Here is a 12,636-nt window from a genome sequence, read left to right as displayed (position 1 = left end):
GTGTTCGCAATTCTTGGTGATATCGAGTTCGACCTGATCGGTTACTTCGACGGGTTCGACGCAACCTTTGGTGCCGACTACGCGGAACACGCACTGCTGCAGGGAAAACCGCGGCTGCAGCGGATGGCGGACAAGCTCGACGAGATCCGGATCGCGCTGTCGTTTCACTACTGGTTCTGTGACCCTGAGGCCGAGCTGGCAAAGCTACGCGCGGCGGTATCTGCCAAGAAGGCGATGGCGCTGGTATTCGGCAACGGCGATTACAAGGGCTGGTTTGTGCTGACCGAGGTTCAGTCGACCAGCAAACAGACTGACACGTCCGGAACGGTGCTGGCACTCGATGCCACGATTACCCTGCGCGAGTTCGTCGGTGACAAAAAGAACCCGCTGAAGCCTCCGGCCGTGCAGCCCAAGGTGCCGCCGGCAGCGGCGCAGGCGGTTTCCAGCGTCACCTCGGCGGTGGCAACCGCACGAGGCACGATCCAGCAGGCAGTGACCTGGGCGAATCAGGCGCAGTCCGCGATGCGCGTCGCCGTCGACGCGGTCAAGACCGTCCAGAAGCTGAAAGACGACCCGTTCTCCGCGTTGAGTCGTTCGTCGAGTGTACTGACCAACATCAAGCAAGCCGCGGCGCCGCTGGCGAAGCTGTCGCCGGCGCTGGCGTCCCTGACCGACCAGCTTCCCGAGGCGGCCGGCATCCTGCGGGCCAGCAATACCGCGCTGGATGCGGTCCGATCGGCGCAAGGCGGGTTGGCGAACGCGACGATCGGGACGATTACCGGCGCGATCGACCGGGCCGCCGGGCAGCTCTCGACGGCGACCGGTGCACTGAGTTCCGCTGCGCCGAGTCTCAGCAAACTCGCCGCGCAAGTCGCGACGCGGAGGATTTGATGTTTCTGACCCACGTCACAACCGAAGGCGAGCGATGGGATCAAATCGCCTACCGGTACTACGGCGACCCGTTTGCCTATGAGCGGATCATTGCCGCGAACCCCAGTGTGCCGATCACGCCAGTGCTCGCGAGCGGCATTGCGCTGTCGATTCCGGTCGTGGCGGCCGACGACGTACCCGATGAGGAGCTGCCGCCGTGGATGCGGTGATCGACACCCCGACGTCGGTAGCCGACGTCCCTGAGCCCGTCTTCACGCTCGTGTACGAGCAGAAGAACATCACCAACGACATCGCGCCTTACGTGGTGTCGGTTTCGTTCACCGATTTCCTGTCCGGGCAGTCCGACGAGATCGAAGTCGTGCTCGAAGACACGGATGGCCGATGGCTGGACGCCTGGTATCCGGGCAAAGGTGACGCGCTGACGCTGAAGATCGGCTATACGGGGTCGCCATTGCTCGCGTGCGGCCGCTTCGAGATCGACGAGATTGCCTTCAACGAGCCGCCTTCGACCGTGACGATTCGCGGTCTCGGCACGGGCGTGAAAGCCTCGGTTCGAAGCCGTAAGGCCAAGGCGTACGAGCACACGACGCTGGCGACAATCGCAGCGCGCGTCGCCAAGCGCAATCACCTCACGCTCACCGGCCGCATTCGGGATATTCGAATCGACCGCGTCACGCAGTACCAGGAACAGGATGTGGCGTTCCTGACGCGGCTCGCGCGCGAGTATGGGTATGCGTTCAAGATCGCGGGCAGCAAGCTCATCTTCAGTGAACTGGCCGACCTGAGAGGATCGGACGCCGTCCTGCAATTCAAGCGTGCTGAGTTGAAGTCGATTCGCCTGCGCGACAAGATCAAGGATGTCTACGCGCAGGCCAAGGTCGGCTACCACAACCCCAAAACGAAGAAGCTCGTCGTCTACGGTGTGACGGGCGACTCCGTGGGCGTCGTCGGTCAGTCCGAGGTGGCTGCAGGCAAGCGGAAGCAGTCAGGTCAGGCGACGAGCGGCGACACGTTGCGCCTGTCGGCACGGGCCGGTTCGAAGGCAACGCTGCAGACGAAGGCGCGTGCAGCGCTTGACCAGGCGAACCTCAAGCAGACGGGCGGATCGGTCGAGATGCAGGGTGACACGAAGCTGGCCGCCGGCGCATCGATCGAGCTGCTTGAACTCGGGAAGCTGTCGGGCAAGTACCTGATCGAATCGGCGCGGCACCGTCTCGAACGGGGCGGCGGATACCAAACCGAAGTCGAGCTGAAGCGCTCGGCGCTCGCCGTCAAGACCGGCAAAGGCAGCACTGCCTCGAAAAAGTCGACCAAAGGGCTACAAGTCTACGGCGTCACGGCAAAGGGCGACGTCGGTGTCGTGGGAACTACGCCGGTTGCGGCGAAAGGCAAGAAAAAATGAGCGAAACCCTCAACGAATTCGGCGCCACGATCAAGTTCGGCACGGTCAGCGCGTCGAAACCCGGCTTCGCGCGCGTACGGCTGACCGACCTCGGAAACATGAGGACCATGTGGCTGCCGATCGCGTACCCGAAGACCTTGGCCGATCAGGTTTGCTGGACCTACGACAACGGCGAACAGGTCGCCGTGCTGCTGGACAGCCGCTGCGAGGACGGTGTCATCCTGGGCGCCATCTTCTCGGATGCCGACCAGCCGCCCGTGACGGACCCGAACAAGTTCGTCGTGCGCTTCAAGGATGGCGCGGCGCTCGAATACGATCGCGCCACCCACACGCTGACCTGCTCGGGCATGCAGACCGTGATCGTCGACTCGAAGTCGGAGATCGTGCTGCGCGCCGGCGACAAGGTGACCGTCGACGCGCCCGAGGCCGAGTTCACGCGTAACGTCACGGTCAAGGGCAAGCTGACCTACCAGGGCGGTATGGCCGGATCGGGTGGCGACGGTGCAGTACTGACGGGCAATGTGAACGTCGACGGCAACGTGAACGCGACGGGTACAATCATGGACGCCGGCGGTAACTCGAATCACCACAGCCACTGAGCTTTTAGCCTGCTTTAATATCCCCCAGACTGGTCGCGCGGCAACATGGCCGCATGACCCAGCTCTCCGACATCACCTCCGTTCACTGGCAGCCGGCCCTCAACCGCGAAGGCGTCGTTGAGGGCGTGGACGACATCGACCAGGCAATCCGCCTGATTCTGGGAACACCGCAGGGCAGCGATCCGCATCGCCCTGAGTTCGGTTCCAAGCTTTACCTGTACCTCGACATGCCGATCGACCGCGCCACGCCGCACGTCGTGCGTGAGTCGGTCGACGCGATCCGCCGCTGGGAGCCGCGCTGCGAGGTCGTGCGCGTCATCCCGTCGATCGCCGAGTCGCGTGAAACCATTCGCGTGCAGTGGCGGCTTGCCGATGGCGTCATCCGTGAGACGGAGGTGCCGCGATGACACTCGACGAGCCGGATTTCATCGCACGCGATCCTGACGCCATTACGGCCGAAATTGTGGCCGCCTACGAGGCACGGACCGGCAAGACCCTGTATCCCGCGCAAGTCGAGCGCGTCATGATCGACATCATCGCGTACCGAGAAACCCTCGTGCGGGTCGGTGTCCAGGAGGCCGCGAAACAAAACCTCGTCGCATTCGCGCGCGCTCCCATGATTGACTACCTTGGGGAGCTGGTCGGCGTGACGCGACTGCCGGCCCAGCCTGCGAAGACGACGATCCGCTTCTCCGTCGACGCCGCGCTGCCGTCGAATCTGCTGATCGCAGCCGGTACGCGTGTCGAGACGAGCGACGGTGCCGTTTCGTTTGCGACTGACGTTGACGTGACGCTCGTCGCCGGTCAGTTGGCAGTCGACGCGGCCGCGACCTGCGAAACACCTGGTGCGCTGGGTAACGGCTGGCAGCCGGGACAGCTCGGCTCGCTCGTCGACGACTTGGGCGACGTCGACGTGACGGTCGCCAATACCAAGATCAGTGCGGACGGGTACGAGGAGGAAGGCGACGATCGCCTGCGCGAGCGTATCCGGCTGGCGCCCGAAGCGTTCAGCACGGCGGGCTCGCGACTCGCCTACGTGTTCCATGCCAAGAGCGCGCATCAGTCGATTGTCGACGTTGGTGTGATCGGCCCCGAGATGGAAATGCGCGATGGCCGGCTGGTGTCGGTCAACGGCGTGCCGCCCGGCAGCGTCCAGGTCTATCCGCTCGTCGACACGGGGCTGCCGAGCGAAGCGATCCTGCAGCTCGTCCGCGACAACCTGACCGACGAGCGCCGGCGCCCGCTGACCGACTACGTCGACGTCCGATCGCCGACGCCGGTCGACTATGCGATCGACGTCCGGCTGACGCTGTACAAGGATGCGGACGCCGACACAACGATCAAGCAGGCACGCACCGCCGCAGAAGCGTATCGAGCCGACCGAGCCGCCGGCCTGGGGCGCGATATCGTCCCGCGCCAGCTCAGCCGAGCTGTCCAGGTTCAAGGCGTGTACGACGTTGACCTACCGGGACTCGCGCTACGCGTGCTGACGGGAAGCGAGTGGGCGCGTTGCACGAGCGTCACTGTCGTACCGACCGGGACCGCGAATGGCTGAGCTGCTTTTACCGCCTGCATTGGCGAAAGACCCGCGCTTCAAGGCATTCGCCCAGTTGACGGAACGGCTCGACAACATCGACCTGTCGCCGCTCCTGGTCTACTTGATCGACGGTGTCGACGCATCCGCATTGCCGTTCCTTGCCGACCAATTCTCGGTCATGGGCGAGGACGGCTGGAGCCTCGCCCAGTCCGATGAGGCCAAGCGTGCGCTCATCAAGGGGGCGATAGAGCTGCACCGCTACAAAGGCACGCCGTGGGCGGTCAGAGAGGTGATCCGTCGCCTGGGATTCGGCGAGGTCGAACTCGTCGAGGGCATCGGACGCCTGAACTACGACGGGACGCGCCGCCACGACGGCGCAATGGTGTACGGCGGCGATGGGCTGTGGGCGGCCTACCGGGTCATCCTGCTCGACCGTGCGATCACCAACGACCAGGCGGTGTTGCTGCGAACGACGTTGGCCGCTTTCGCGCCGGCGCGTTGCGTACTCGCCAGCCTTGAATACCGCCGCGTGCCGGTGCGCTACAACGGCGCAGCCCACTACGACGGACAGTACAACCACGGGAGCAGTTAATGGGCAAACTCGTCGAGTCCACTCAATGGGAAGAGGACCTTTATCAACTCGAAATTGCCGATCCGGTCGAAGGCGGCCCGGATGGCGTCTCGAACAAGCAGGCGAAGCAGCTCGGCGGCCGCACGCGCTATCTGAAAACACAGCTCGATCAATCGCAGTCGAGCCTTGCGCAACACATGGCCGCTGTCGATCCGCATTCGCAATACGCATTAAAGACGGACCTTGCTGCCAAGCTGGCGGCCTTGGTCGGGCAATCTCCGCAGTCGCTCGATACCTTGAAGGAGCTGGCCGACGCGCTCGGAAACGATCCGAACTTTGCGACGACGATTCTGAATGCTCTCGCCCTGAAGGCCGCGATCGACTCGCAGACTTTCACGGGTGCTCCGAAAAGCACAACGCCACCGCAGTTCGACAGCTCGACAAGGCTTGCAACGACTGCATTCGTGCAAAGCGCGCTTGGCAATTACGCTGGTGCAATCGTGGTCAACGCGGCCAGCACGCTGACCAAAGTCGCGGCCGGTCAGATTGTAGAGCTGAACGGCAGCTCGACGTTTTCGACGATTCTTCCGCTTAGCGCTACGGTCGCTGTAGGCGGGAGGATGGCCTTCATCAACCAGTCCGGTGTTGATCAAAACATCGTCACTCAGGGTATCGAAAACGTCTGGTCATACTTGGGCGGGCTGGTGTCTTCTGTCGTGCTGCGTTCGGGCGATTCGCTGGAGCTAATTTCCCGCGGAGGACAGTGGGACATCAGCGGCGGCACTGCTGCACTTAGGTATGTGCAAGGCGCCACTACTCAGACACCCCAGCAGTTCGACAACTCGGCGAAACTGGCGACGACGGCGTTCGTGCAGCGCGCGCTCGGCAATTTCCAGAACTTCTACAGCTATCAGACTTCGCAGGTGCTCATTGGTGCTCAGTCTGGTGCAGTAATCAATTTCTGGGGCACGTCGGCAGCGACGTTCACGCTTCCTGCCGCGTCCGCAATGCCGACATGCGGAGCACTCTATTTCGTCAACAGCGGCTCGGCGGCTTTGACGGTATCGCGCGCTGGTTCCGATGCCGTCGTGGGGTCTGGTGGAAGCGCGAACATGGTTCTAAATCCCGGCGATTCACTTCTGCTGGTGACGACCAATGGCGCGAATCAGTGGATTGTCATCGGCGGGTCGGCGCAGCTCCCGTATTCGTCTGTAATGTCCGGTGCGAACTTTGCGACCGCGCCGCAATTCGACAGCAGCACGAAGCTGGCGACAACTGCGTTTGTCCAGCGGGCGCTTGGCAGCTACTCCGGATTTTCACTGGTAACCGCGTCCAGTACTTTGACCGCGGCTGCAGCCGGTCAGCTCGTCGAACTGAATGGGAACTCGATCTTCACGACGACTCTGCCTGTCGGGGCAAGTGTTGTGCAAGGCGGAAAGATGGCGTTCGTCAACCAATCCAACGCCAATCAAACCATTGCGGTGCAGAGTTCGGATTCGATCTGGTCATACGCTGGAGGCTTGGCTTCATCGATCTCACTCCGCCCCGGTGACTCTTTGGAACTCGTCTCTCGCGCCGGGCAATGGGATATCTGTGGTGGGTCGGTATTGCTTCAGTTTTCGTCTTCGTTCGGCTCGCAGCTTGGTACGAGCGGCTATCAGAAGCTTCCGAGCGGACTGATCATTCAGTGGGGAACGTTCATTACTAACTCTTCGGGAACTCAAACGGTCACTCTTCCGCTGGCGTTCCCAAGTGCGCAATTGGGCGCGGTAGCGTCGGTAACGGCCGCAAATACAACGGCAACGGTCGCGACCGGTTCAGCGACGAAATCATCTCTGACCATTGGCACACGCGATTTCGTCGGAAATTCCGGGATCAGTGCCTCGGGTATCTACTTCGCTTGGGGATATTGAATATGGGCAAAAAGTTTGCGGCCTTTGATACGAACGGGAATATCAAGGCGTTCTACGACAGCGTCGACAGCCCGCCGCCCGGCGGTCGGAGAAACGTGATCGCACTTACTGACGAGGAGTGGCTGAAGTGCATTAGCCAACAAGGTCAGTGGTATGTATCCGATGGTGTCCTTGCGGCCGTCCCCGTTCCATCGTCCGCGGAACAGCTCACTACGGCCCAGGCCTCGCAGGTCGCCGTGCTGGACGCTGCCTGCGCCAAAGCAATCGTTTCAGGCTTCTCGTCCGATGCGGTCGGATCGCCATACGACTATCCGAGTTCGATCACAGACCAGACGAACCAGAACACTATCGCGCAGTGCTCAAGTGGTGGTCTGCTATGGTGTGCGTCGAAGGGTACATGGACGTTTAAGCACCATACGCAGCCTCAAGCGATGGCGGTCGTATCCAGCTTTGTCGTCTGGCTCAACAAGTGCCAAAATCAGCGGATGGCGCTGAGTGATCAAGTCAGCGCGGCGACGAGTGTGTCTGCTGTTCAGTCCGTTCTGTGGACAGATCCGAGTTAAAGCATCGAGCCGCCGTTCGCAGAATGAGCCTGCGCATCGGCTTTTCGAAGAGCAGGAAGGCGGCCGATGACGACGCCAGCACAATGAGCAGATAGGTCACTATCGCCAGTGCTGGCTGGTCGAGCATGAAGTCGTGGGCATGGGTTTCCATCGCCTTGATGATGACCTGATGCAGCATGTACATAGCGAAGCTGATTTCGCCGAGAAACACGAGAGGACGCGAACTCAGCCCCCAGCTCAGGACTCCCCGACCAAGCGCAAACACGAAGATCAGCAAGGCGAGCGCCCAAAACTGTCCACTCTGCAGAATCCATTCGGCGAGTTGTGGGGAAAAGGGCTCAATGGCTTGATACGCCGGCCAAGCTCGCATGACGCACACCGCGACGATCGCGCATGCGAGGAACTCTGCGGTTGTCCAGAAGGCACGGCCACCTGAGACGGTCGCTCGAACCTTTGTGTATACGGTGGCGGCAAGAATGCCAATGAGAAATTCGAAGGCACGGGAAACGGGGTTAATGTAGAGCAGCCCGGCCAAAACGAGGAGCGCTTCGTCGCTATTTTTTGGACGTATCACGGGATAGATGAACGCGCAGGCGACAATGCCGCCGACCGCCAGCAGCACCTTAACGCGCCAGCTCTTTTCTAGTCTCCATGAAAGAACCGGGAAAATGGCGTAGAACGCAAGTTCGGTCGATATGCTCCAAGCGACGCCATTCATCGAGAAATACCAGTTCGGGTGCGGGATCCAGCTCTGCACCAGAAGCAAATTGGCGGCGACAATGCTCCATGACGGCAGCGCCTCTCCAACAGCGAGCACCAAGACTAGCGCGGACAGCAAGTGCATCGGCCAGATACGAGCGATGCGTGCGACATAGAAGTTGCGAATTTCGGTCGCCGAGTGCAATTCTCCGTAGACCAGTCTGAGGATGAACCCCGACAGAACGAAGAAGAAGGAAACCCCTGTCGTGAAGCCCTGAAGGCTGATTGCTGGCCAAAACGTACCGTTCATATGCAGCACGACGATCATTGCGGCCGCAATGAACCTAAGTGAGGTAAGGGTGTTCAGGCGTTTCGTGTTCATGGCGGGATATCGGGTTTCGGCGATTTTATCAGTCAGGCTCGGCGGGTGAAGTCGCCAGACTGCTGGAGCCCATACCATGCCGGAGTAACGCGAAGTCACGCCGTAGGAAACGATTCTGATATCGGTCGACTGCGTCTCGGGAATTGACTCGAAGCCGCCGGTCCTCGGTGGAGCGATAATTGAAACGTTCACACGTGCAATTTCTTTCCATCTACTGCAAAGCAGGTCGACCAGAATTTATCGCGCGGCGACGCGTCGAAATATCGCGCCGCGCTTCAACCAGGGCCGTGTTCGTGTCGAGGCGGGTTGCGCTCATGATGGGCTCCGTGGAAAAGGGCGGGGAAAGCCGGGCGCGCGGCTACCACGCGGCGCGCCGGCGAGATTCATTGGTCGCCGATGCGGCGGATCAGCGGGATCGCGGCGGCAAGCGTGTCGATGTCTTCCGGATCGAGCTTCTCGATCGCCGCGCCGAGCCACTTGTGTTTCGCGGCGTTGCGCTTGCGCCGTGCGTCGAGGCCGGCCGCGGTCAGTTTGAACAGGATCTGACGGCCGTCGGTCGGATGGGGTTCGCGCTCGACGAGCGCGTCTTCCTCGAGGCTCGCGAGAATCGCCTTCATCGACTGCGGCTTCATGGCCTCGGCGCGGGCGAGATCGGCGGTCGTCATCGGCCCGTGCCGTTCGAGCCGCGCGATCGCGCTGGTCTGGGACATGCCGAGCCCTTCGGATTCGATCTCGGAGCGCAGCCGCCGGATGAGCTGGCCGACGGCGAGGGTCAGGTCGGCGGCAACGATGTCGGCGGAAACGCCGGGTTTGCGTGGCGGGTTCATGCGGCGAATCATAGAGTACGACAGTTAAACTTGCAAGTTTAACTGTCTAATATTCCGCCGGATTGCGGTGTGGTCCGACGTGCGATTACGCGCGGCGCGATTCGACCGGGACGACTTCGCTGTATCTCGGGGTCGCGTTCTCGTGCAGCAGGTCGCCGAGGTATTGCGCGAGTTCGTCCGCGGCGAGCGCGGACGGAATCTGCAGGTTGGCCGGGCGCCGCTTGCCTTCGACGCCGAGATCGAACACGGCCCAGCGGCCGTTCGTACGCACGACGGCGAGCAGCCGTCCGAATGCATTGAAGCGGTATTCGTCCTGCATGGCATCGCTCCCGTCAGGTGAACGCGCCGGCTGCCCGCGCGCGTTTACTGGATCGAGCAGGACAGCCAGCGGTGGATTTTGAGTGCGTCGCTCGACACGCCCGCACGCGTCGGCGCACCGAGCAGCACGACCGTTTCGCGGCGGCCCTTCACGCGCATGCGCATCACGACGCCGTGCCCCGATTCGTTGATGAAGCCGGTTTTCTGCAACCGGATCGGCAGGCGGCGGTAGCGGACGAGCGGGTCGGAATTCACGTACACGAGTTCGCCGTCGCCGGGGCGCACGGTGGTCGACGTGTCCGTCGAGAAATAGCGGATCAGCGGATCCTGTGCGGCCGCGCCGACGAGCCGCGCGAGATCTTCCGCCGTCGACACGTTGTGCGGCGACAGGCCGGTCGGCTCGCGGAAGTGCGTATGGCGCATGCCGAGCCGGCGCGCTTCGCGGTTCATCGCGTTGACGAACGCGGCGCGACCGCCCGGATAGTCGCGGCTCAGTGCGGCCGCCGCGCGGTTCTCGGACGACATCAGCGCGATATGGAACATGTCGCGGCGCGACAGCTCCGAGCCGACCTGCAGGCGCGAGCCGGTGAACTTGATCGTGTCGCGATCGTGCGCGGTGACGCGCAGCACGCCGTTCAGCGGACGATCGGCGTCGCGCGCGACGACGGCCGTCATCAGCTTCGAGATCGACGCGATCGGCCGCACGGTGCGCGCGTTGCGGGCCAGTAGCGGTGTGCCGGAATCGACGTCGAGCACGTAGGCCGCGCGTGAATGCAGCGATCCGACTGCACGTGGCGTGTAGCCGCAACTGGCGAGCAGCTTCGGTTTCGCGGGCGGGCGCGGCCGCACGGCGGCCGCGCGTTTCGCGCGCCGTTGCTGTGGCGCGGGTGCCGCGTGCCGTTTGGCTGCCTGATGCGTGACGCGAGGGCGGCGATGCTTGACGGCCTTTTTCTTGCGGTGGGGCTTCTTCTTGACGGCCTTCGTGTGCGCATGCGCTTGTGCATGGACGGTGCGATGCGGCTGCACGCGTTGCGCGGACGCATTCGCGGCGAACGCGAGCAACAGGAACGAGAGGGCGAGGATCAGGGTGGTCCGGGCGCGAGGCAGGCGCGCGATGAGGCCGGTCAAGCGAAAGTCTCCTTTTCACGCGCAATGCGGCTGCGCGGAATGCATGGGCGGTCGGCGGGTGCGGGAAATTATACGGTCGATCGCGTGGCGATGACGATGGGATGAGTCGCAATGACGCGTGATGCGGGCGGATTTGGGGCGTTTTCGTGCTGCCGACCGGCGGTGCGCGTGTGGCGAAGACCGGGCAGGCGGGCCGCTCAGCGCGGCCAGTGCCGCCGTGACACGACCGCGAAGCTGATCGCGATCGAACCCGTCACGGCACGCGGCGGCGCTTCATTCAGCGCATCGCCGAAACGAAAGCGGCGGCTGCGTCCGTCCGTGCGTTCGGCACGACGCTTCGGTGCGCGGGCATCGGCCGCGGCCGCATGTTCGTTGGTGTTTTCGACATCGCAAGATGGCTCGGCGACACAATCGGCCGCTTGATCGACAGGCATGACGGTGAATTCCGGGAAGGGCATGCCCGTATTGAACGGCATCGCATTCAATCGGTAAAATGAATATTTCAATCGATACGATTCTTTTCAGGAATGGAACTGAAACTGCTTCGCACGTTCCTGACGGTCACCGAGCTGTGCCATTTCAGCCGCGCGGCCGATGCGCTGCACATGAGCCAGCCGGCGCTGAGCAAGCAGATCGGCGCGCTCGAGGCGAGCCTCGGCGGCAAGCTGTTCGAGCGCGGCCGCCACGGCGCGGAGCTGACGCCGTTCGGCGAACGCTTCCTGCCCGACGCGCAGGCGCTCGTGCGCGATGCCGACGAGATCCTTGCGCGTGCGCGGGAGGCGACCAGCGGGCAGCGCGGCCATCTGCGGCTCGGCATCTGCCTGTCCGTGCTGACGCTGGTGCCGAAGCTCATCGCCGAGTTTCGGCGTCGCAATCCGGGCATCGCGGTCACGCTGAGCGACCTGTCGTCGTCCGAGCAGACGCGCCGGCTGCGCGCGGGCAAGCTCGACGCGGGTTTCCTGCGCCTGCCTTCCGACGAAGGATTGTCGTCGTTCAAGGTGATCGACGAGTCGCTCGCGCTCGCGGTGCCACCGCATCTCGGCTTCAAACGCGTGCCGGCGGACCTCGACGTGCTCAACGAGATCGGCTTCATCGCGCTGCAGCGGGCGCGCGGCCCGGGGCTGGCCGCGCAGATCGACCGATGGTGCGTCGAGCGCCGCTTCGTGCCGCACGTGATGCAGCAGGCGGAGGACGTGCAGTCGGTGTTGACGTCGGTCGCGGCCGGCGTCGGCGTCGCGTTCATCCCGTCGAGCGCGCAGTATCTGCTGCGCGATGCGACGGTGATGCCGCTCGACGGCCGGGATGCGAAGTGGCGCGTGGGGCTCGCATGGCTGTCGGATCGCGACGATCCCGTCACCGCGCGTTTCGTGTCGTTCATGCGCACCGCGCTCAAGGGCGCGTGACGCGGCGTATAGTGGTTGCGATTCCCTTTTCCGAATGAAGGCCGGCCCGGCGCCGGCCGACGAACCCGAACCGATGACTTCCGAATCCGACGATTCCCCGCTCGATCCCGCGCTCGATCCCGCGCTCGTTGCGACGCTCGCGACGCTGAACGAGGCCGCGAACGATCCGGCCGGCAAGACCTGGTCGCTGCCGAAGATCGCGAAGCGCACGCAATTGCCGATGAGCACGCTGCGCCGCGTGCTGACGCAGCTCGACGCGGCAGGGCTGAGCGCAACGACGCTGAACGACGACGGCACCGGCAGCGCCGCGTTGACCGACGAAGGGCGCGCGGTGTGCGCGCAACTGTTCGGGGCGAACGACGCCCGATGAATGAAAAACGGGCCGCCGATGCGGCCCGTCGTG

The 12,636-nt window shown here is 63.2% G+C and carries 16 protein-coding genes; 11 read left to right on the top strand and 5 right to left on the bottom strand.

Annotated elements, in window-relative coordinates:
* Genes OHZ10_RS28110 through OHZ10_RS28070 form a run of 9 tightly spaced genes read left to right on the top strand, consistent with a single transcriptional unit; the run spans position 1 to position 7,476 of the window.
* Positions 1-891 (top strand): phage tail protein, encoded by an 891-nt coding sequence (locus tag OHZ10_RS28110; RefSeq protein ID WP_342705033.1) that lies wholly within the window; start codon positions 1-3, stop codon positions 889-891.
* The gene (locus OHZ10_RS28105; protein ID WP_342705032.1) at positions 891-1,100 is read left to right on the top strand and encodes a tail protein X; all 210 of its coding nucleotides are present in this window, start codon (positions 891-893) and stop codon (positions 1,098-1,100) included. The genes OHZ10_RS28110 and OHZ10_RS28105 overlap by 1 nt, the downstream gene beginning before the upstream one ends.
* Entirely contained in the window at positions 1,088-2,293 is a 1,206-nt protein-coding gene (locus tag OHZ10_RS28100) for a contractile injection system protein, VgrG/Pvc8 family (RefSeq protein ID WP_342705031.1), read from the top strand. The genes OHZ10_RS28105 and OHZ10_RS28100 overlap by 13 nt, the downstream gene beginning before the upstream one ends.
* Positions 2,290-2,892, top strand: a complete 603-nt coding sequence (locus tag OHZ10_RS28095; protein ID WP_342705030.1) for a phage baseplate assembly protein V — start codon at positions 2,290-2,292, stop codon at positions 2,890-2,892. The genes OHZ10_RS28100 and OHZ10_RS28095 overlap by 4 nt, the downstream gene beginning before the upstream one ends.
* A gap of 53 nt (positions 2,893-2,945) precedes the next feature.
* A complete protein-coding gene (locus tag OHZ10_RS28090; protein WP_006485365.1) occupies positions 2,946-3,299 on the top strand; it encodes a GPW/gp25 family protein in 354 nt (117 codons plus the stop codon).
* A complete protein-coding gene (locus OHZ10_RS28085; protein ID WP_342705029.1) occupies positions 3,296-4,447 on the top strand; it encodes a baseplate J/gp47 family protein in 1,152 nt (383 codons plus the stop codon). Before OHZ10_RS28090 ends, OHZ10_RS28085 begins: the two co-directional genes overlap by 4 nt.
* Positions 4,440-5,021, top strand: a complete 582-nt coding sequence (locus tag OHZ10_RS28080) for a phage tail protein I (RefSeq protein ID WP_342705028.1) — start codon at positions 4,440-4,442, stop codon at positions 5,019-5,021. Before OHZ10_RS28085 ends, OHZ10_RS28080 begins: the two co-directional genes overlap by 8 nt.
* Positions 5,021-6,913 (top strand): gp53-like domain-containing protein, encoded by a 1,893-nt coding sequence (locus tag OHZ10_RS28075; protein WP_342705027.1) that lies wholly within the window; start codon positions 5,021-5,023, stop codon positions 6,911-6,913. The genes OHZ10_RS28080 and OHZ10_RS28075 overlap by 1 nt, the downstream gene beginning before the upstream one ends.
* A 2-nt stretch (positions 6,914-6,915) precedes the next feature.
* Positions 6,916-7,476 carry a hypothetical protein gene (locus OHZ10_RS28070; RefSeq protein WP_342705026.1) on the top strand — a complete coding sequence of 187 codons (561 nt, stop codon included), beginning with the start codon at positions 6,916-6,918 and terminating at the stop codon, positions 7,474-7,476.
* Here the strand turns inward: OHZ10_RS28070 and OHZ10_RS28065 are convergent.
* The 5 genes from OHZ10_RS28065 to OHZ10_RS28045 form a co-directional block, all read right to left on the bottom strand.
* Positions 7,418-8,557 carry an acyltransferase gene (locus OHZ10_RS28065; RefSeq protein ID WP_342705025.1) on the bottom strand — a complete coding sequence of 380 codons (1,140 nt, stop codon included), beginning with the start codon at positions 8,555-8,557 and terminating at the stop codon, positions 7,418-7,420. The two genes, OHZ10_RS28070 and OHZ10_RS28065, sit on opposite strands and share 59 nt — an antisense overlap.
* Positions 8,558-8,940: 383 nt before the next feature.
* Complete coding sequence (locus OHZ10_RS28060; protein WP_081052023.1) at positions 8,941-9,396, bottom strand: MarR family winged helix-turn-helix transcriptional regulator; 456 nt, start codon at positions 9,394-9,396, stop codon at positions 8,941-8,943.
* A gap of 73 nt (positions 9,397-9,469) precedes the next feature.
* Entirely contained in the window at positions 9,470-9,703 is a 234-nt protein-coding gene (locus OHZ10_RS28055) for a DUF7661 family protein (RefSeq protein ID WP_059240287.1), read from the bottom strand.
* Positions 9,704-9,747: 44 nt separating this feature from the next.
* Positions 9,748-10,830 (bottom strand): serine hydrolase, encoded by a 1,083-nt coding sequence (locus tag OHZ10_RS28050; RefSeq protein ID WP_059240289.1) that lies wholly within the window; start codon positions 10,828-10,830, stop codon positions 9,748-9,750.
* Between the two features lie 197 nt (positions 10,831-11,027).
* Complete coding sequence (locus OHZ10_RS28045) at positions 11,028-11,306, bottom strand: hypothetical protein (protein WP_174991233.1); 279 nt, start codon at positions 11,304-11,306, stop codon at positions 11,028-11,030.
* Positions 11,307-11,357: 51 nt separating this feature from the next.
* Between OHZ10_RS28045 and OHZ10_RS28040 the strand changes: the two genes are divergently transcribed.
* The gene (locus tag OHZ10_RS28040; RefSeq protein ID WP_059240291.1) at positions 11,358-12,233 is read left to right on the top strand and encodes a LysR family transcriptional regulator; all 876 of its coding nucleotides are present in this window, start codon (positions 11,358-11,360) and stop codon (positions 12,231-12,233) included.
* A gap of 73 nt (positions 12,234-12,306) precedes the next feature.
* The gene (locus OHZ10_RS28035; protein ID WP_342705024.1) at positions 12,307-12,603 is read left to right on the top strand and encodes a transcriptional regulator; all 297 of its coding nucleotides are present in this window, start codon (positions 12,307-12,309) and stop codon (positions 12,601-12,603) included.
* Positions 12,604-12,636: the final 33 nt, after the last annotated feature.

Origin of the sequence: Burkholderia arboris (genome assembly GCF_038723655.1) — a bacterium.
Lineage (GTDB): Bacteria > Pseudomonadota > Gammaproteobacteria > Burkholderiales > Burkholderiaceae > Burkholderia > Burkholderia arboris.
Note: the sequence above shows the minus strand (reverse complement) of the source record. Positions and strands in the feature narration are given on the sequence as shown.